14 protein-coding genes are annotated in these 17002 nt (G+C 67.6%); 6 read left to right on the forward strand and 8 right to left on the reverse strand.

The window, feature by feature from the left end:
• Nucleotides 1-5 precede the first annotated feature (5 nt).
• A complete protein-coding gene (locus J7500_RS13740; protein ID WP_294062369.1) occupies nt 6-5375 on the reverse strand; it encodes a HAMP domain-containing protein in 5370 nt (1789 codons plus the stop codon).
• A 357-nt stretch (nt 5376-5732) separates the two neighbouring features.
• Between J7500_RS13740 and J7500_RS13745 the strand changes: the two genes are divergently transcribed.
• The 4 genes from J7500_RS13745 to J7500_RS13760 are packed head-to-tail and all read left to right on the forward strand — an operon-like array spanning nt 5733 to nt 7204.
• Nucleotides 5733-5960, forward strand: a complete 228-nt coding sequence (locus J7500_RS13745) for a hypothetical protein (protein WP_294062370.1) — start codon at nt 5733-5735, stop codon at nt 5958-5960.
• A gap of 2 nt (nt 5961-5962) precedes the next feature.
• Nucleotides 5963-6241 carry a DUF5985 family protein gene (locus J7500_RS13750; RefSeq protein WP_294062371.1) on the forward strand — a complete coding sequence of 93 codons (279 nt, stop codon included), beginning with the start codon at nt 5963-5965 and terminating at the stop codon, nt 6239-6241.
• On the forward strand, nt 6238-6498 hold the full coding sequence (locus tag J7500_RS13755) for a DUF5985 family protein (protein ID WP_294062372.1): 261 nt from the start codon (nt 6238-6240) through the stop codon (nt 6496-6498). The genes J7500_RS13750 and J7500_RS13755 overlap by 4 nt, the downstream gene beginning before the upstream one ends.
• Nucleotides 6499-6541: 43 nt before the next feature.
• Nucleotides 6542-7204 (forward strand): phosphoribosyltransferase, encoded by a 663-nt coding sequence (locus J7500_RS13760; protein WP_294062373.1) that lies wholly within the window; start codon nt 6542-6544, stop codon nt 7202-7204.
• A 4-nt stretch (nt 7205-7208) separates the two neighbouring features.
• On the opposite strand, the gene J7500_RS13765 is transcribed toward J7500_RS13760, so the two are convergent.
• From J7500_RS13765 to J7500_RS13790, 6 genes are read right to left on the reverse strand one after another with little or no spacing between them, the layout of a single operon-like run.
• Complete coding sequence (locus tag J7500_RS13765; RefSeq protein WP_294062374.1) at nt 7209-8600, reverse strand: efflux transporter outer membrane subunit; 1392 nt, start codon at nt 8598-8600, stop codon at nt 7209-7211.
• 5 nt (nt 8601-8605) lie between these two features.
• Nucleotides 8606-9736, reverse strand: a complete 1131-nt coding sequence (locus tag J7500_RS13770; RefSeq protein WP_294062375.1) for an ABC transporter permease — start codon at nt 9734-9736, stop codon at nt 8606-8608.
• Nucleotides 9736-10857: an ABC transporter permease gene (locus tag J7500_RS13775; protein ID WP_294062376.1), complete on the reverse strand. Its 1122-nt coding sequence runs from the start codon at nt 10855-10857 to the stop codon at nt 9736-9738. The genes J7500_RS13770 and J7500_RS13775 overlap by 1 nt, the downstream gene beginning before the upstream one ends.
• Nucleotides 10857-12593, reverse strand: coding sequence for an ATP-binding cassette domain-containing protein (locus J7500_RS13780; RefSeq protein ID WP_294062377.1), 1737 nt, complete (start codon nt 12591-12593; stop codon nt 10857-10859). The genes J7500_RS13775 and J7500_RS13780 overlap by 1 nt, the downstream gene beginning before the upstream one ends.
• A 6-nt stretch (nt 12594-12599) precedes the next feature.
• Nucleotides 12600-13607 (reverse strand): secretion protein HlyD, encoded by a 1008-nt coding sequence (gene hlyD / locus J7500_RS13785; RefSeq protein WP_294062378.1) that lies wholly within the window; start codon nt 13605-13607, stop codon nt 12600-12602.
• Nucleotides 13604-14224 (reverse strand): CerR family C-terminal domain-containing protein, encoded by a 621-nt coding sequence (locus J7500_RS13790; RefSeq protein ID WP_294062380.1) that lies wholly within the window; start codon nt 14222-14224, stop codon nt 13604-13606. The genes hlyD and J7500_RS13790 overlap by 4 nt, the downstream gene beginning before the upstream one ends.
• A gap of 185 nt (nt 14225-14409) precedes the next feature.
• Here J7500_RS13790 and J7500_RS13795 point away from each other — a divergent pair, with 185 nt between their 5' ends.
• Nucleotides 14410-15024, forward strand: coding sequence for a TetR/AcrR family transcriptional regulator (locus J7500_RS13795; RefSeq protein WP_294062381.1), 615 nt, complete (start codon nt 14410-14412; stop codon nt 15022-15024).
• 6 nt (nt 15025-15030) lie between these two features.
• On the opposite strand, the gene J7500_RS13800 is transcribed toward J7500_RS13795, so the two are convergent.
• Complete coding sequence (locus J7500_RS13800; protein ID WP_294062382.1) at nt 15031-15630, reverse strand: TetR/AcrR family transcriptional regulator; 600 nt, start codon at nt 15628-15630, stop codon at nt 15031-15033.
• A 201-nt stretch (nt 15631-15831) separates the two neighbouring features.
• Between J7500_RS13800 and J7500_RS13805 the strand changes: the two genes are divergently transcribed.
• A complete protein-coding gene (locus tag J7500_RS13805) occupies nt 15832-17001 on the forward strand; it encodes an efflux RND transporter periplasmic adaptor subunit (RefSeq protein WP_294062383.1) in 1170 nt (389 codons plus the stop codon).
• The last annotated feature ends 1 nt before the right edge of the window (nt 17002 follow it).

Below are 17002 nucleotides of genomic sequence, written 5' to 3' on the forward strand. Positions count from 1 at the left end.
CCCCCTCAGTTCCGCTCGGTCAGCAGCAAGCCCGGAAGCGTCGCGTCACGAGAACGGGCGATCCAGACGCGCAGCAGCGCGAGCAGCAGGTCGATGTCGACGGGCTTGGCGATATAGTCCGAGGCGCCCGCATCGAGGCACTTCTGCCTGTCGCCCTTCATTGCCTTTGCAGTAACCGCGATCAGCGGCAGCTCCGCCAGCGCAGGACGCTGCCGGATCTGCTGCATCGTCTCGTACCCGTCCATCTCCGGCATCATGATATCGATCAGCGCGATATCGATGCCGGGAGTCTGCTCGAGGATCAAAATGCCGTCCTTGCCCCTTTCGGCGTGCACCACTTCAACGCCGTAATTCTCCAGAACGCTCGTGAGCGAGTAGATGTTTCGGATGTCGTCATCGACGATGAGAATTTTTGCGCCTTCGAGCTCGGCGGCCACGCGCGAGGCATGGACGAGGTCGGCGGGCTCGAGCGCGACGAGCGGCTGCTTGCCCTCGACGTGCCGGGCGAGCTCGCCAAACACCCCCAGCAGCTCGTCGTGGCTGGCCGGCTTCTCGGTGACGCCGAAGGCGCCGAGGTCGAGCGCCTTCTTCACCGAGTCCGCGCCGGAGATGACATGGATCGGCACATGGCGCGTCTGCGGATCGTGCTTGAGCAGGTCGAGCAGCACGAAGCCATCGATATCCGACAGGCCGAGATCGAGCGTGATCGCCTGGGGCTGGAGCTTGCGCACCATCGCCAGCGTGCCCGCACCGGCGGCCGAGACCACGCCCTTCAGTCCGGCCTCATGCGCCAGATCGAGAAGGATCTTGGCGAAGGCGGGATCGTCCTCGACGATCAGCACGAAGGCATCGCCGTTCAGCTCGTCGCGATCGTCACCGATGTCGTAGTTGTTGGGCAACGCATTGGGCACCGTCGCGCCCGAATTGTCGTAGCGCGCAGTGGTGCCAGGCAGGCTCTGGATCGGCGCCACGGCATTGGGCGGCACGAACAGCGTGAAGGTCGAGCCCTCGCCCGGCTTCGAGCGCACCTGCAGCTCGCCGCCGAGCAGGCGCGCGATCTCGCGGCTGATCGACAGGCCCAGGCCGGTGCCGCCATATTTGCGGCTGGTGGTGCCGTCGGCCTGCTGGAACGCCTCGAAGATGAGCTTCTGCTTGTCCTCGGGAATGCCGATGCCGGTGTCGGTAACCGCGATCTCGACCGCGGTGTCGAGGTTGCGCAGTACGGGGTGGCTGGGGCTCCAGCCGCGATGCGCGGTGCGCACCGCGAGCGTGACCGAGCCGTCGGCCGTGAACTTGAAGGCGTTGGACAGCAGGTTGAGCACGATCTGCTGGAGGCGCTTCTCGTCGGTGCGGATCGTGGCCGGCAGCGCGGGATCGAACTCGACGTTGAAGTCGAGGTTCTTGTCGGCCGCGAGCTGGCGGAAGGTCCGCTCCATGTGCTGCTTGAGGCTGGCCATCGGCATCTCGCCGACCTCGATCGACACGGTGCCCGATTCGATCTTCGAAAGGTCGAGGATGTCGTTGATCAGGTTGAGCAGGTCCGAGCCGGCCGAGTTGATCGTACGGGCGAACTCGACCTGCTTGTCGTTGAGGTTGCCCTGCGGGTTGTCCGACAGCAGCTTCGACAGGATCAGCAGCGAGTTGAGCGGCGTGCGCAGCTCGTGCGACATGTTCGCCAGGAACTCGGACTTGTACTTCGAGGTGAGCGCGAGCTGCTCGGCCTTTTCCTCGAGCGCGCGGCGGGCCATTTCGATCTCGAGGTTCTTGGCCTCGACCTGGCGCTTCTCGTTCTCGAGCAGCTGCGCCTTCTCCTGCAGCTCCTCGTTGGTGTTGTGCAGCTCTTCCTGCTTGGTGGTCAGCTCGGTCTGGCGGGCCTGGAGCTCCTGCGTCAGCAGCTGCGACTGCTTGAGCAGGCCCTCGGTACGCATCGTCGCAGCGATCGTGTTGAGCACGATGCCGACCGATTCCATCAGCTGGTCGAGGAAGCTCTGGTGGGTCTCGTTGAACTCGCCGAACGAGGCGAGCTCGATGACTGCCTTGACGTCGTCCTCGAACAGCGCGGGGAGGATCGCGACATTGGCCGGAGTCGAATGGCCGAGCCCCGATCCGATGCGCAGGAAGTCGCCGGGGACGTTCTCGAGCACGATCGGCCTTTTGTCCGCTGCGGCCTGGCCGACCAGCCCCTCGCGCAGCTCGAACTTGTTCTTGAGCGCCTCGCGGTTCTCCGCTCCATAGCTGGCGGCGAGCTCGAGCACGGTGTCGTCGCCCTCGCGCGAAGTGACGTAGAACACGCCGTATTGCGCGTTCACCAGCGGTGCGAGCTCGGACATGATCAGGTTCGAGACAGTGGTGAGATCGCGCTCGCCCTGCAGCATGCGGCTGAAGCGCGCGAGGTTGGTCTTGAGCCAGTCCTGCTCCGCATTCTTCAAGGTCTGGTCCTTGAGGTTGCGGATCATCTCGTTGATGTTGTCCTTGAGCGCGGCCATCTCGCCCGACGCTTCCACGGCGATCGAGCGGGTAAGGTCGCCCTTGGTCACTGCGGTCGCCACGTCGGCGATCGAGCGCACCTGGTTGGTCAGGTTGGCGGCGAGCTGGTTCACGTTGTCGGTAAGGTCGCGCCACAGGCCCGCGGCGCCCGGCACGCGCGCCTGGCCGCCCAGACGCCCCTCGATGCCCACTTCGCGGGCCATGTTGGTCACCTGGTCGCCGAAGGTCGAGAGCGTGTCGATCATGAAGTTGATCGTCTCGGCCAGCGCGGCGATCTCGCCCTTGGCGTCCACGGTCAGCTTGCGCTTCAGATTGCCCTGCGCCACCGCGGTCACCACGTCCGCGATACCGCGCACCTGGTTGGTCAGGTTGGTGGCCATCAGGTTGACGTTGTCGGTGAGGTCCTTCCAGGTACCGCCCACACCCGGCACCTGGGCCTGACCACCCAGCTTGCCCTCGGTACCCACTTCGCGCGCCACGCGCGTCACTTCCGAGGCGAAGCCGTTGAGCTGGTCCACCATGACGTTGATGGTGTTCTTCAGCTCGAGGATCTCGCCCTTCACCTCCACGGTGATCTTCTTCGACAAGTCGCCGCGCGCCACGGCGGTGGTCACGTCGGCGATGTTGCGGACCTGGCCGGTCAGGTTCGCGGCCATCAGGTTCACATTGTCGGTAAGGTCGGCCCAGGTGCCGGCGACGCCGCGCACCTGCGCCTGGCCGCCCAGCTTGCCCTCGGTACCCACTTCGCGCGCCACGCGCGTAACCTCGGAAGCGAAGGAGTTGAGCTGGTCCACCATCGTGTTGATGGTGTTCTTGAGCTCGAGGATTTCCCCCTTCACGTCGACAGTGATCTTCTTCGACAAGTCGCCGAGCGCCACCGCGGTCGTCACTTCGGCGATGTTGCGAACCTGGCCGGTCAGGTTGCCGGCCATCAGGTTCACGTTGTCGGTAAGGTCCTTCCAGGTGCCGGCGACGCCTTCCACCTGCGCCTGACCGCCCAGCTTGCCTTCCGAACCCACTTCGCGCGCCACGCGCGTCACTTCCGAGGCGAAGCCGTTAAGCTGGTCCACCATCGTGTTGATGGTGTTCTTGAGCTCGAGAATCTCGCCCTTCACGTCCACCGTAATCTTCTTCGACAGGTCGCCCTTGGCGACGGCGGTCGTCACGTCGGCGATGTTGCGCACCTGGCCGGTGAGGTTCGCGGCCATCAGGTTCACATTGTCGGTGAGGTCCTTCCAGGTACCCGCGACGCCTTCCACCTGCGCCTGACCGCCCAGCTTGCCTTCCGAACCCACTTCACGCGCCACGCGCGTCACTTCCGAGGCGAAGCCGTTGAGCTGGTCCACCATCGTGTTGATGGTGTTCTTGAGCTCGAGAATCTCGCCGCGCACGTCGACGGTGATCTTCTTCGACAAGTCGCCCTTGGCCACCGCGGTGGTCACTTCGGCGATGTTGCGCACCTGGCCGGTGAGGTTGTCGGCCATCAGGTTCACGTTGTCCGTGAGGTCCTTCCACGTCCCGCCGACACCCGGCACCTGCGCCTGGCCGCCGAGGCGCCCTTCGGTACCCACTTCGCGCGCCACGCGCGTCACTTCCGACGCGAAGCCGTTGAGCTGGTCCACCATCGTGTTGATGGTGTTCTTGAGCTCGAGGATCTCGCCCTTCACGTCCACGGTAATCTTCTTGGAAAGATCGCCCGAGGCCACCGCGGTCGTCACGTCGGCGATATTGCGGACCTGGCCGGTCAGATTGTCGGCCATCAGGTTCACGTTGTCGGTGAGGTCCTTCCAGGTACCCGCGACGCCTGGCACCTGCGCCTGGCCACCAAGCTTGCCCTCGGTACCCACTTCGCGCGCCACGCGCGTCACTTCCGACGCGAAGCCGTTGAGCTGGTCCACCATCGTGTTGATGGTGTTCTTCAGCTCGAGGATCTCGCCCTTCACGTCGACGGTGATCTTCTTGGACAAGTCGCCCGAGGCCACCGCGGTCGTCACTTCGGCGATGTTGCGGACCTGGCCGGTGAGGTTGTCGGCCATCAGGTTCACGTTGTCCGTGAGATCCTTCCACGTACCCGCGACGCCTTCCACGCGCGCCTGGCCGCCCAGCTTGCCCTCGGTACCCACTTCGCGCGCCACGCGCGTCACTTCCGAAGCGAACGAGTTGAGCTGGTCCACCATCGTGTTGATGGTGTTCTTCAGCTCCAGAATCTCGCCCTTCACGTCGACGGTGATCTTCTTGGACAAGTCGCCCAGCGCCACCGCGGTCGTCACTTCGGCGATGTTGCGCACCTGCCCCGTCAGGTTGGTCGCCATCGCGTTGACGTTGTCGGTGAGGTCCTTCCACGTGCCGGCGACGCCCTTCACGGTCGCCTGGCCGCCGAGCTTGCCTTCGGTACCCACTTCGCGCGCCACGCGCGTCACTTCCGAAGCGAACGAGGCGAGCTGCTCGACCATGGTGTTCACCACCTTGCCGATGCGCAGGAACTCGCCGCGCAGCGGGCGGCCGTCGATCTCGACCGTCATGGTCTGCGACAGGTCGCCCTTCGCCACTGCGCCGATGACGCGCGCGACCTCGGCGGTCGGCTGCACCATGTCCTCGATCAGCTCGTTGAGCGCGCGTAGCTTGATTTCCCAGCCGCCGGTGGCGCCGCGGACGTGGCCGCGCTGGGTGATCTTGCCCTCTTTGCCGACCACGCGCGACAAGCGGACGAATTCGTTGCTCATCTCCTCTTCGAGGCCGACGACCTCGTTGAAGAGCGATGCGATCTCGCCATCGAGGCCCGGCAGGTCCTCGGGCAGGCGGACGGAGAAGTCGCCGCGACGGAAACTGCGAAGGGCAGCAACGAGCTGGCGACGATCAAGGACGTCGTGGACGGATTCCGCGTTCACCTGGAAACTCCTGGCGTCTCCCCTCCCCAGTTGAGACAAGCTGCACGACCCCCCGGTCTATTCCTCGTGCATACCCAAGAAGTTGCCGAAAAAACACCGAAAAAATTGTGATCTAGGTTACCCCTGCGGGACGGTTGCGCCATGTGCACCAGCCGTTAGGAAGACCCCGGGGACTCGGGGGAAGATCGCGGATGGGAGACGGCTACAGGGATGCCGGCCAAGCAAGAGCTTTCCAGCTTCATACAGTCGACCTTCCGTTCGGTTTGGTCGCTCGAATTGCTCTGTTTCCTACGCAGGAATCGTGACCAGCTCTGGACGCAGGATGATCTCGTACGCGCGCTTCGGGGGAGCAGCCTGGTGGTGAGCCACAGCGTCGAATCGCTCGTCGCGGCCGGGTTGATCGTGGTCGAAGGGAATGGCGCGGTGCGCTACCAGCCGGTTTCCGAACAGGTGGACGCGCTCGCCGGCGCTGCGGAGGAGCTCTACGCGCGACGGCCCGATGCGGTCCGGCGGATCATCGTGGTCCCGACCCCGACTCCCGGCGTGGTCGGTTTCGCCGATGCGTTCAAGCTGCGGAAGGATTGAGCATGGCCGATTATTTTCCTGCCGCAGTCTATCTGCTCTGCTTCGCGACCAGCACGGCCTGCGCGCTGCTGCTGGGCCGCAGCTATCGCCGCAACCGCGTGCGGCTGCTGCTCTGGAGCACGGTGTGTTTTGCGTTGTTGGCGCTGAATAATCTGTTCGTGATCATCGACCTGCTGCTGATCGATTCGATCGACTTCGCGCTGGTGCGGCTGGGGCTGTCGCTCGCCGCGGTCGGCGTGCTGCTGTTCGGCTTCATCTGGGACATGGAGGAACGCGCTTGACGATTATCGCCTTCCTCTCCGGCGCGATCACGCTGGGCTTCGCAGCGGCGGCGCTCTTCTTCCTGCGCTTCTGGCGCGAGACGCGCGACGAGCTGTTCCTGTCGTTCAGCATCGCCTTCCTGCTGCTCGGCACCGCGCAGACCATCCTGGCGCTGGGCGGCATCCCCAGCGAGTATCGCAGCTGGGTCTATCTGGTGCGGCTCGCCGCCTTCGTGCTCATCCTGGTGGCGATCGTTCGAAAGAACCGGCCGGACTGAGCCCGGCGCATCGTTCGCGCCGCTCGATCGTTCAGTCGAAGCGATGTTCGACGGCCCTTCCTTCCGCGACCGCGCCGATGCGGGACGCCGCCTCGCCGATGCGCTGGGGCATCTGCACGCCCGGCATCCGCTGGTGCTGGCGCTGCCGCGCGGGGGTGTGCCCGTCGCCTATGAAGTCGCCCGCGCGCTCGACGCCGAGCTCGACCTGCTCTTCGTCCGCAAGCTGGGGGCGCCCGGCCATGAGGAGCTGGGCATCGGCGCGGTAGTCGACGGCGCGGATCCGCAGCTGGTGCTCAACGAGGACATCGCGCGCCAGTCGGGCGCCGGCCCCGACTATGTGAAGCAGGAACTGCGTCGCCAGCTGGGCGAGATCGACCGCCGGCGGCAGGCCTATATGGGCGAGCGCGACCCAATTCCGATCCCCGGGCGTACCGTGGTCGTGGTCGACGATGGGATCGCCACCGGCGGCACGGTGAAGGCGGCGCTACGCGGCGTGCGCAAGGCCGGGCCGACGCATCTGGTGCTGGCGGTTCCGGTCGCACCCGGGGACTTGATCGCGGAATTGCGCAAGGAGTGCGACGAGCTGGTGTGCCTTCGGATGCCCGAAGCCTTCTATGCCGTCGGCGCGCACTACGCCGACTTCAGCCAGACCGAGGACGACGAAGTGGTGGCGCTGCTCGAGCGCTCACACCGGCTGACGATCTGAAACCCTAGCTCCAGCCGCCGCCGAGCGACTTGTAGAGCGCTGCGGCCGCCTGCGCCTTGGCGGCGCGCGCCTGGTCGCGCCCACGCTGGGCTGCGAGCAGCGACTGACGGACGCGTTCGAGCGTGAGGCGGTCGTCCTCGCCGCGGTTGGCGCGGCGTTCGGCGAGCGCGAAGCCGGCCTGCTCGCGCGCCAGGGCGGCCTCGGCATCGACCAGCGCGGTGCGGGCATTGAGGAAGCGGTTGATCGCCGCCTCGCTGTCGGACAGCGCGCCGACCACGGCCTTCTCGTAGCGGGCCGCGGCACCCTCCGCCCGCGCGTCGCTCGCGCGGATCTGCGCGCGGATGCGGCCGAAGGAGAAGATCGGCCAGGAGAAGCTGGGTCCGATCTGCAACCGCGTGCTGTCGCCCGAGAACAGGTCGGCGGGATCGCGCGCCTGCTGCCCCAGGCTGCCGAACAGCGAGAAGCGCGGGAAGAGATCGGCGGTGGCGACGCCGATGTCGGCGGTGGCGGCGGCAAGCTCGCGCTCGGCGCGGCGCACGTCGGGGCGGCGCTGGAGCAGCTCCGAGCGGACGCCCACCAGGATCGTGTCGGGCGCCGCGGGCAAGGGCCTGGGCGCCTGCAGCTCGGGCACGAGCTGCTCGGGCGGGACCCCGACCAGCGCGGCGATGCGATAGGCGGCGGCCGATGCGCGCGCACGGGCGTCGGGCACGGCCGCCGCGCGCGTGCGGGCCGCGGCTTCGGCCTGCTCAAGCTCCAGCCTGGAGGATTCGCCGGCAGTGAAGCGCAGCCGAGTCAGCCGCGCGAGCTCGGCGTCGGAGGCGGCGAGCGCCTCGGCGTTCACGACATCGGACTGGGCGGCGCGCAGGTCGACATAGTTGCGGACCAGCTCGCCGATCAACGTGAGCATCACGTCGCCCCTGGCGTAGGTGGCGGCCTGCAGCCGCGCGCCCGCGGCCTCGACCTGGCGGCGCTGCCGGCCCCAGAGGTCGATCTCCCAGCTGGCATCGAAGCCGAGGTCGTAGAGCGGGAAGCTGCGGTCGAAGCCCGGGATGTTGGCGACCGGTAGCTGGCCGTTTTCGCTCAGTACATTCTGGGTGGCGGAGCCCTTGGCTTCGATCGTCGGGAAGCGCCCGCCTGCGGCGGCGTCACGATTGGCGCGCGCTTCGGCGATGCGCGCCTCGGCTTCGCGGAGATCGGGGCTGCTCGCGAGAGCGCGCTGGACCAAGGCGGTGAGCTGGGGATCGCCAAACCGTTCCCACCAGACGGCGTCGACCGGGCCGGGCGTGCCTGGCTCGATCCAATCGGACCCGGCGCGAGTCTCCGGCGCGTGGTAGTTCGGGCCGACGGTGCAGCCGGCGAGCGCGGCCAGCGCCAGCAGAGGCAGGATACGGGGCATCGCAATCACTCCATGCGCGCACGGAAGAGCCAGGCCGACGCCGAGAGCGTCGCTATCGCGATCAGCACGAGCGGCCATAGCTGGTGGAAGACGGCACCCGCCGGCATCGCCTTGAGGAACAGGCCCTGGACGATGACGAGGAAGTAGCGGGCGGGATCGAGGAAGGTCACCACCTGCAGCCAGCCGGGCATGTTGTCGATCGGCGCGGCATAGCCCGAGAGCAGGATCAGCGGCGTGGTGACGAGGAAGACGCCGAGGAAGGCCTGCTGCTGCGTCTGCGACGCCGCCGAGACGAGCATGCCTAGCCCGATCAGCGCGAGCAGATAGGTGGCGAGGCTGAGGAAGAAGAGCAGCAGCGAGCCGGTGAAGGGCACGCCGAAGATCAGCGGCGCCACCACCAGATAGACGCTGCCGTTGATCATCCCGATGATGAAGGGCGGGACCATCTTGCCGATGAGTATTTCGTGGATGCGCAGCGGCGAGACCATGAGCTGGTCGAACGTGCCCAGTTCGCGTTCGCGCGCGACGCTCTGCGAGGTGATCGCGAGCCCCGCGACCGAGGTGATGATCGCCACCAGCGAAGGCAGCGTGAACCAGATATAGTCGAGCGCGGGGTTGTACCAGTTGATGACCTCGCTGCCCCCCTGCCCGTCCGCCGCGGCGCGCGGGAGCGTATCGGCGCCCATCTGCCCGGCGATGCGCGTGAGATAGCCTGCGACGATCTGCGCGGCGTTGGAGCGGCGGCCGTCGAGAACCACCCCGATCGTGGTGGGCTGGTGGCGGGCGAGATCGCGGTCGAAATCCTGGTCGATCACGATCGCGGCGATCACGCGCTGGTTGTCGATCGCCTCCTGCAACTCGTCGAAGCTGCGCAGGCGCACGACTTGGCGGAAATTCGGGCTCCCCGAGATGCGCTGGACCAGCTCGGTCGAATGCGCGCCGCTGCTGCGATCGAGCAGGCCGACGTCGACATTCTTGACGTCGAGCGTGGTCGCGAAGGTGAAGATGAAGAGCTGCATCAGCGGCGGCACGAACAGCACGATCCGCGACTTGGGATCGCGCAGCACCGCCCATAGCTCCTTGACGATCATCGCCCAGAGCCGGCGCAGACCGGAGCGTTCGAAGAGCGCCCGCATCAGTCCAGGCTCCGGCGCGTTACGCGGAAGGAGAGCAGGAAGAAGAGCGCGCCGAAGCCGAGCATGATGCCGATGTTGGGGAGGATCAGCCCCCATTGGTCGCCGGCGAGGAAGACCGATTCGAGCGCGGGGATCAGGTAGCGCGCGGGCACGATGTAGGTGAGCGCCTGGATCGGCCAGGGCATCGATCCGATCTCGTAGATGAAGCCCGAGAGCAGGAAGGTGGGCAGGAAGGCCGAGAGCAAGGCGATCTGGCTGGCGACGAACTGGTTCTTGGTCGCCGCCGAGATGAACAGGCCGAGGCCCAGCGCGGGCATCAGAAAGGCCGAGGAGATCGCGAACAGCGTGAACACCGATCCACGGAACGGCACGCCGAAGATCCACACGCCGATAGCCGCGCACAACGCCATCGATGCCTGGGCTAGGAAGAAATAGGGGATGACCTTGCTGGCGATGAACTCGGCCATGCTGATCGGCGTGGCCATCATCGCCTCCATCGTCCCCCGCTCCCACTCGCGCGCGACGACGAGCGCGGTGAGCAGTGTGCCGATCATCGTCATCACGTTGGCGATCGAGCCGGGGACGAGGAAATAGCGGCTCATCAGCTCGGGGTTGTACCAGTAGCGTGCCGACACCGAGACCGGCGGCTCGGCATCCGCGCCGCTCTCCAGCCCCTCGGCGGCGGCCCATTGTGCGCGGACGCCCTCGCCATAGGCCGCGGCGAAATTGGCGGTGTTGGGCTGCGAACCGTCGGTAATGATCTGGACCGGGGGCGTGCGGCCGCGCTTCACTCCGTCTCCGAAATCCTGCGGGATCACGATGATCGCGCGCAGCCTGCCGTCGACCATGCCGTCACGCACCGCCGCGACGCTGCGCGCCATCGTCACGTCGAAATAGGTCGAGCGCTGATAGGCCTGGGCGAGACGCAGAGCGGGCGCGCTCGAATCCTGGAGCACCACGGCGATGCGCGTGCGGCTGGTGTCGAGCGATACCGCATAGCCGAACAGGAACAGCAGGATCATCGGCAGCACGAAGGCGATCAGGAAGGTGGAAGGATCGCGCAGGATCTGCGCGCCCTCCTTGCGCACCAGCGCAGCGAGGCGGCGGAAGGAGAAGCGCATCACGCCGCCTCCTTCTGCTGCCCACGCTCGCGGTCGAACGCCTCGATCAGCGCGATGAAGGCGTCCTCCATTGTCGGGTCGTCAGTGCCGGTGAGGTCGGCGGCGCGCTTCTTGAGCTCGTCGGGGGTGCCCGTTGCGATCTGCTCGGCGCGGTAGATCAGCGTCGCGCGGTCGCAATATTCGGCTTCGTCCATGAAGTGCGTGGTGACGAGCACGGTCACCCCCTTCTCGACCAAGCCGTTGATGTGGGTCCAGAATTCGCGACGGGTGACCGGATCGACGCCCGATGTGGGCTCGTCGAGGAAGAGCACCGGCGGCTCGTGCATCACCGCGCAGGCGAGCGCGAGCCGCTGCTTGAAGCCGAGCGGCAGCGTGCCCGCATTGACGTCGAGCTTGGCCTTGAGCTCGAAGATGTCGACCATCGCCGCGATCGCCTGGGCAGCGCGGTCGCGCGGGAGGTCATAGGCGCCGGCGAAGAAATCGAGGTTCTGGCGGACGCTGAGATCGCCGTAGAGCGAGAATTTCTGCGCCATGTAACCAAGCTGCGAGCGCGCGTCGGCGCGCGAATGACGCAGCGACTTGCCCGCGACCGAGCCCGTGCCGCTGGTCGGCGTCAGCAGCCCGCAGAGCATCTTGAAGGTGGTCGATTTGCCCGCGCCGTTCGGACCGAGCAGTCCGAAGATCTCGCCGCGCGGAATGGCGAAGTTCATGTCCTTGGCGGCAGTGAAATCGCCGAAGACCTTGGTGAGCCCCTTGGCCTCGATTGCGCAGGCGTCGCTGGGCGGAATCGTGCGGTAGCGCTCGGCAAGCGCACTGGTGCCGGGAGGACCGCCGCCGAGCCGCTCGATGAACCCGTCCTCGAAGCGCGGCTGGGCGGGAGCCACCTGCGTGTCGGGCCCGCCTTCCAGCGCCGCGGCATCGGGCGCCGGCGCCCCTTCGGCGAGCAGCAGCCGAACCGAGCGGCCCTGGATCGTGCCGTCGATCACGTCCTTGCGGTCGAGCGCATGGGTGAGGAAGCGGCGGCGCCGGTCCGCGAAGCCGGTCACGCGGATCACGCGATCGGCCACGGCTCCGGTGAGATCGGCGGGCGGGCCGTCGAACAACAGCTTGCCTTCGTTGAGGAGATAGACGGTGTCGCACTTCTCCGCCTCGTCGAGATAGGCAGTGGACCAGAGCACGGCGATCCCCTGGTCGGTCAATTCGCCGACCATCGCCCAGAGCTCGCGCCGCGAGATCGGATCGACGCCGACGCCGGGCTCGTCGAGCAGCAGCACCTTGGGCGTCTTCACCAGCGCGCAGGCGAGCCCGAGCTTCTGCTTCATGCCGCCCGACAGCTTGCCCGCGAGCCGATCCTGGAAGCGCGCGAGATCGGTGAATTCGAGCAGCCGGCCGAAGCTATCGGCGCGCTCTTCGGCGGGAAGGCCGCGGACGTCGGCATAGAGGCGCAGATTCTCGATGACCGAGAGATCCTCGTACAGGCCGAAGCGCTGGGGCATGTAGCCGAGGTCGTCGAGCCGTTCGCCGGGCGAACCGCCGAGCAGATCGACCTTGCCTTTGCTGGGCGCCATCAAGCCGGCGAGAATGCGGATCAGCGTGGTCTTGCCGGCGCCATCAGGGCCGACGAGCCCGGTGATCCTGCCGGGCTCGACACCCATCGAGACGCCGTCGAGCGCGGGGGCGTCGGCCCCGTCGAAGCGCTTGACCAGCCCCTCGGTGCGGGCGAGCGGCCCGGCCATCGCCGCTCAATCCTTCCGCGCGGGGCGGGCGGCGGGGATGCGGACCGTTACCGGCTGGCCTTGCCGGAGTGCGTCGTCCGGGTCGGTAACGATGATGCGGAGCTGGTAGACCAGGTCAGTGCGCAGGTTCGCCGTCTCCACGGTCTTGGGCGTGAACTCGGCGCGGGGCGAGATATAGCCGATCGTGCCGGTGTAGGTCTTGGGATTGCCGTCGGCGGTGACCTGAACCTTCATCCCCGGACTGATCCGGCTGAGGTCGGTTTCGGCGACATAGGCGCGCACGCGCATCGGGCGGTCGATCGCGAGGGTGAGCACGGTCTCACCGGGCTGAACGATCGCGCCGGGCTCGCGGGCGCGCGTCACCACGGTGCCCGCGGCGGACGCGACCAGTCGCGTGTCGGAGAGGTCGGTGCCCGCCCCCTGGCGTGCGGCCTGGGCGGAGCGCAGTTCGGCCTCGGCGCCCGCGATGTCCTCCGAGCGGCTGCCGGCGACGAGCAGCGAGAGCGCCTGCTGCGCCTCGCGGACCTGCGCCTGGGCGCGGTCGCGCTGCGCGACGGTCTGCTCCCAGACGGCGCGGCTGATCGCGCCGGGAGCGACCAAGGGCTGGCGGCGGGTATAGTCGCGCTCGGCCTCGCGCAGCGCCGCTTGCGCCGCGTCGACTCGCGCGCGCGCCTGGCCGACGTCCTGCGGGCGATTCCCGTTGCGCAGCTTGGCGAGCTGCGCCTGCGCCTGGGCGACGCGGGCGTCGGCCTCGGCGATGCGGCTGTCGATAGTGCGGGTCTCGAGCGTGGCGAGGAGCTGGCCCTGCGTCACCTTGTCGCCCTCGTCGACGCCGATCGCGGCGATGCGGCCGTTGACGCGGAAGCCGAGGTCGACTTCGCGGATGTCGACATTGCCGTAGAGCGCGAGCTCGGTACTGCGCGCCGAGCGGAGCAGGCCGAAGCCGCCGGTCGCGATCGCCGCGATGAGCAGCACGGCGATGATGGCAAGCACAACGAGGCGGCGTCGGTTCATCTCGGCTTCTCCGAAAGGATGCAGAGCACATTGGCGCGCAGGCGGGCGCGCAGCAGCGTGGCGGTGTCGTCGTCGATCCGGTCGATCTGCAGCGCCCGGCAGACCGCGGCGCGGCCGGCGCGCAGCACCATCGCCTGGCCGAAGAGCAGCACGCCCATCGCGGTCGCCTCGCGGCGATCGGTGCCGGGGCGCACGAGCGGGATCAGCTCGAGGAAGGCATCGAGGATCGGCTGCATCGCGATCTCGAACAGGCGATCGAAAGCCTCGGTGGGCGTCTGCTGCTCGCGGATGATGAAGCGCGACCAGCTTTCGGTCTCCGGGCGCAGCATCATCTGGGCGAGGCCGTCGAGGATCGCGGCGAGCGAGGCGGCCGCAGCTTCGGGGGACGCGCGGCCGGCCTCGAGCGCCCGCGCGACCGAATCGCCCTGCAGCGACCGGATCGATTCCGCGATATGCTCCGCAGCGGCCAGATACAGGCCCTGCTTCCCGCCGAAATGATAAGTGATCGACGACATGGCGGTGCCCGAGGCGCGCGCGATCTCGCGCGTGCTCGCGCCTTCGAACCCAAGCCGCCCGAACTGGTCGACCGCTGTCTCGAGGAGAGTCTGCGAAACCATGAACCTCCTGTTCGTTCGAACGAACTAACAGGTGGCGGGCCTCTCCGCAACCGGGCGTCAACGAAGCGCGGCCTATGTGCGTTCCGTGATTGCACCATGGCCGGGAGGCGCTAGGGGAAGTACCTAGGTCCGAACGGCACAATGCAATTGGATTTTCTGCGGTTTAAGCTTATGTACCGATCATTATGAAAAACATCTGCTGCCCGGCCGCCAAGGGCCGCCCGCGCGAGTTCGACGTCGACGAGGCGTTGGCGGCTGCGCTGCGCGTCTTCTGGACCAAGGGCTATGAGGGCGCGTCGCTGAGCGACCTCACCGATGCGATGGGCATTACCCGCCCCAGCCTCTATGCCGCCTTCGGCAACAAGGAGGCGCTGTTCCGCAAGGCGCTGGACCTCTACGAGAGCGAGAAGCTCGCCTATATGCGCGAGGCGATCCAGGCGCCGACAGCGCGCGCCGTCGCCGAGCGGCTGCTGCGCGGCGCGCTGGCGATGCAGACCAGCGACTGCGGCGATCCCAAGGGCTGCCTGCGCGTGATCAGCTCGGTCGCGTGCGGCGTCGAGGCCGAATCGATCCGTGCCGAAGTGATCGAACGCCGCAAATCCTCCAGCCGCACGCTGGTCGAGCGCTTCGAGCAGGCCAAGGCCGACGGCGAACTGCCCGAGGACATGACCGCGGAGGGGCTGGCCACCTATCTCGGCGCGCTGCTCCAGGGGCTGTCGCTCCAGGCCGGCGCGGGCGCGAGCCGCGAGGAGCTCGAACGGCTGGTCGAGACCAGCCTGGCCGTCTGGCCCACCCGATAAATGGACCTAGACCGCGCCCGATCCTTCATCGAGCGCGGCAGCAAAGAGCGCCGTCAGCCGCGCGCGCAACGCGTCGGCGCTCAGACTCTCGAGCGGCGCGATCGCCAGCGCCGAGCGCATGATCCCCGCCCCCATCAGCACGGCGAGCCCCAGGCTCGCGCGGAGCGACGCGTCGGCCCCGCCGAGCAGCGCCGCCACAGGACCCAAAATATCTTCGTCGATCGCCTCGCGGATGATGCTCGACGGCTTGGGCGAGGTGGCCGAGCGCAGCAGGATCATCAGCCGGTCCATCTCGTCGGCCGCGTGATCGGCATCCCCGCTGTCCCCGTCGAGGAGCAGCGCGGCGAAATGTGCCGGCAATGCATCGCGGGTAACGCCCTGCATCAGATCCTTGTCGGCGCGGACCGATTCTTTGAAGAGCTGCTCCTTGCTGCCGAAATAGCGGCTGACCAGCGCCGGATCGGCGCCGGCATCGCGCGCGATCTCGCGCAGGCCGACATTCTCGTAGCTGTCGCGGGCGAAATGGCGGCGGGCGGAGGCGAGGATCGCCTGCCGCGTCGCGGCCGCATTGCGCGAACGCGGCGGAGCCTGGGTGGGCGGGATCATGGACGACCTTCCTACCACTGCAGGAACATGGGTCAACGCTCGTGGACATTGATGTCTACGGCCGTTGACAATGCTCGAGCTTGTGCCTAGCCCCGCGGCACGGGACAAGGCCCACAGAAGAAGGTCGCCCCGGGGAGGGTCGCCGAACTGGGCAGAACCAGGAACGCGCACATGTTTTCGACGAAATCCCAGATGCTTGTCATGCCCGCTCTAGCGGCTGCGCTCGCGCTTTCGGCGTGCGGCGGAGGTGGCGAATCGGGCCCGCCGCAGCAGGGCGCCCCGCCCGTCACCGTGGCGACTCCCCTCGTCCAGCGCCTGACCGACTGGGACGAGTTCGTCGGCCGCTTCGAAGCGGTGCAGAACGTCGAGGTGCGTCCGCGCTCCTCGGGCTATCTCCAGGGCGTCCATTTCCGCGACGGCGAATATGTGAGCCGCGGCCAGCTGCTCTTCACGATCGACGCGCGTCCGGCCGAGGCGGCGCTGGCGCAGGCGCGGGCGCAGCTCGCCCAGGCCCAGGCGACGCTCGCCAACGCGCGTACCGAGCTCGCCCGCTCGCAGGCGCTCGCCGCCCAGCGCGCCGCGAGCCAGGAAGAAGTCGAGTCGCGCCAGGCGGCGGTCCGCTCGGGCCAAGCGCAGGTCGCCGCCGCACAGGCCAATGTCCGCGCGCGCCAGCTCGATACGGGCTTCACCCGGGTCACTGCCCCGATCGGCGGCCGCATCTCCGAGCGCCGCGTCGACGTCGGCAATTCGGTCACCGCCGACCAGACCGTGCTGACCACGATCGTCTCGGTCGATCCGCTGCACTTCGTCTTCCAGGGATCCGAGGCGCTGCTGCTCAAGTACCAGCGCGAGGGCTCGGGCGTGCGCACCGGCACGCCAGTCCGCGTTAAGCTGAGCGACGAAAGCGACTTCGCGCATGCCGGCACGCTCGACTTCATCGACAACGCGATCGACGCCGGTGCCGGCACGATCCGCGCCCGCGCGATCATGCCCAACCCGGGTGGCTTCCTGAAGCCCGGCATGTTCGGCACGCTGCGGCTCGAAGCCTCGCAGCCCTATGACGCGATCCTGGTGCCCGATACGGCGGTGATCGCCGATGCGGCGCGGCAGGTGGTCTATGTCGTCGGCAAGGACGGCACCGTCGCCGCCAAGCCGGTGCAGACCGGCGCTCTGCGCGGCAATCTGCGCGTGATCCACGGCGGCCTGACGCGCGAGGACCGCGTGATCATCGGCGGCATCCAGCGCGCGCGGCCTGGCCAGAAAGTCCAGCCGCAGCCGGGCAAGATCGAAGAGCAGCCCGCAGCCGCGGGTTCGCCGCCTTCGGGCGCGGCCTTGCCTGCTTCCGCCGCGCAGCCGGCCGGCGAGCGCTGAA

The organism is Sphingomonas sp. (assembly GCF_017744835.1).
In the GTDB taxonomy this organism is placed as follows: Bacteria; Pseudomonadota; Alphaproteobacteria; order Sphingomonadales; family Sphingomonadaceae; genus Sphingomonas.

What these genes read in the sequence shown, in the direction of transcription:
- J7500_RS13750 (WP_294062371.1), top strand. Translation starts at nt 5,963, where the DNA reads ATGGCCGATTATTTTCCTGCCGCAGTCTATCTGCTCTGCTTCGCGACC.
- J7500_RS13760 (WP_294062373.1), top strand. Translation starts at nt 6,542, where the DNA reads ATGTTCGACGGCCCTTCCTTCCGCGACCGCGCCGATGCGGGACGCCGC.
- J7500_RS13765 (WP_294062374.1), bottom strand. Translation starts at nt 8,600, where the DNA reads ATGCCCCGTATCCTGCCTCTGCTGGCGCTGGCCGCGCTCGCCGGCTGC.
- J7500_RS13770 (WP_294062375.1), bottom strand. Translation starts at nt 9,736, where the DNA reads ATGCGGGCGCTCTTCGAACGCTCCGGTCTGCGCCGGCTCTGGGCGATG.
- J7500_RS13775 (WP_294062376.1), bottom strand. Translation starts at nt 10,857, where the DNA reads ATGCGCTTCTCCTTCCGCCGCCTCGCTGCGCTGGTGCGCAAGGAGGGC.
- J7500_RS13780 (WP_294062377.1), bottom strand. Translation starts at nt 12,593, where the DNA reads ATGGCCGGGCCGCTCGCCCGCACCGAGGGGCTGGTCAAGCGCTTCGAC.
- hlyD (WP_294062378.1), bottom strand. Translation starts at nt 13,607, where the DNA reads ATGAACCGACGCCGCCTCGTTGTGCTTGCCATCATCGCCGTGCTGCTC.
- J7500_RS13790 (WP_294062380.1), bottom strand. Translation starts at nt 14,224, where the DNA reads ATGGTTTCGCAGACTCTCCTCGAGACAGCGGTCGACCAGTTCGGGCGG.
- J7500_RS13795 (WP_294062381.1), top strand. Translation starts at nt 14,410, where the DNA reads ATGAAAAACATCTGCTGCCCGGCCGCCAAGGGCCGCCCGCGCGAGTTC.
- J7500_RS13800 (WP_294062382.1), bottom strand. Translation starts at nt 15,630, where the DNA reads ATGATCCCGCCCACCCAGGCTCCGCCGCGTTCGCGCAATGCGGCCGCG.
- J7500_RS13805 (WP_294062383.1), top strand. Translation starts at nt 15,832, where the DNA reads ATGCCCGCTCTAGCGGCTGCGCTCGCGCTTTCGGCGTGCGGCGGAGGT.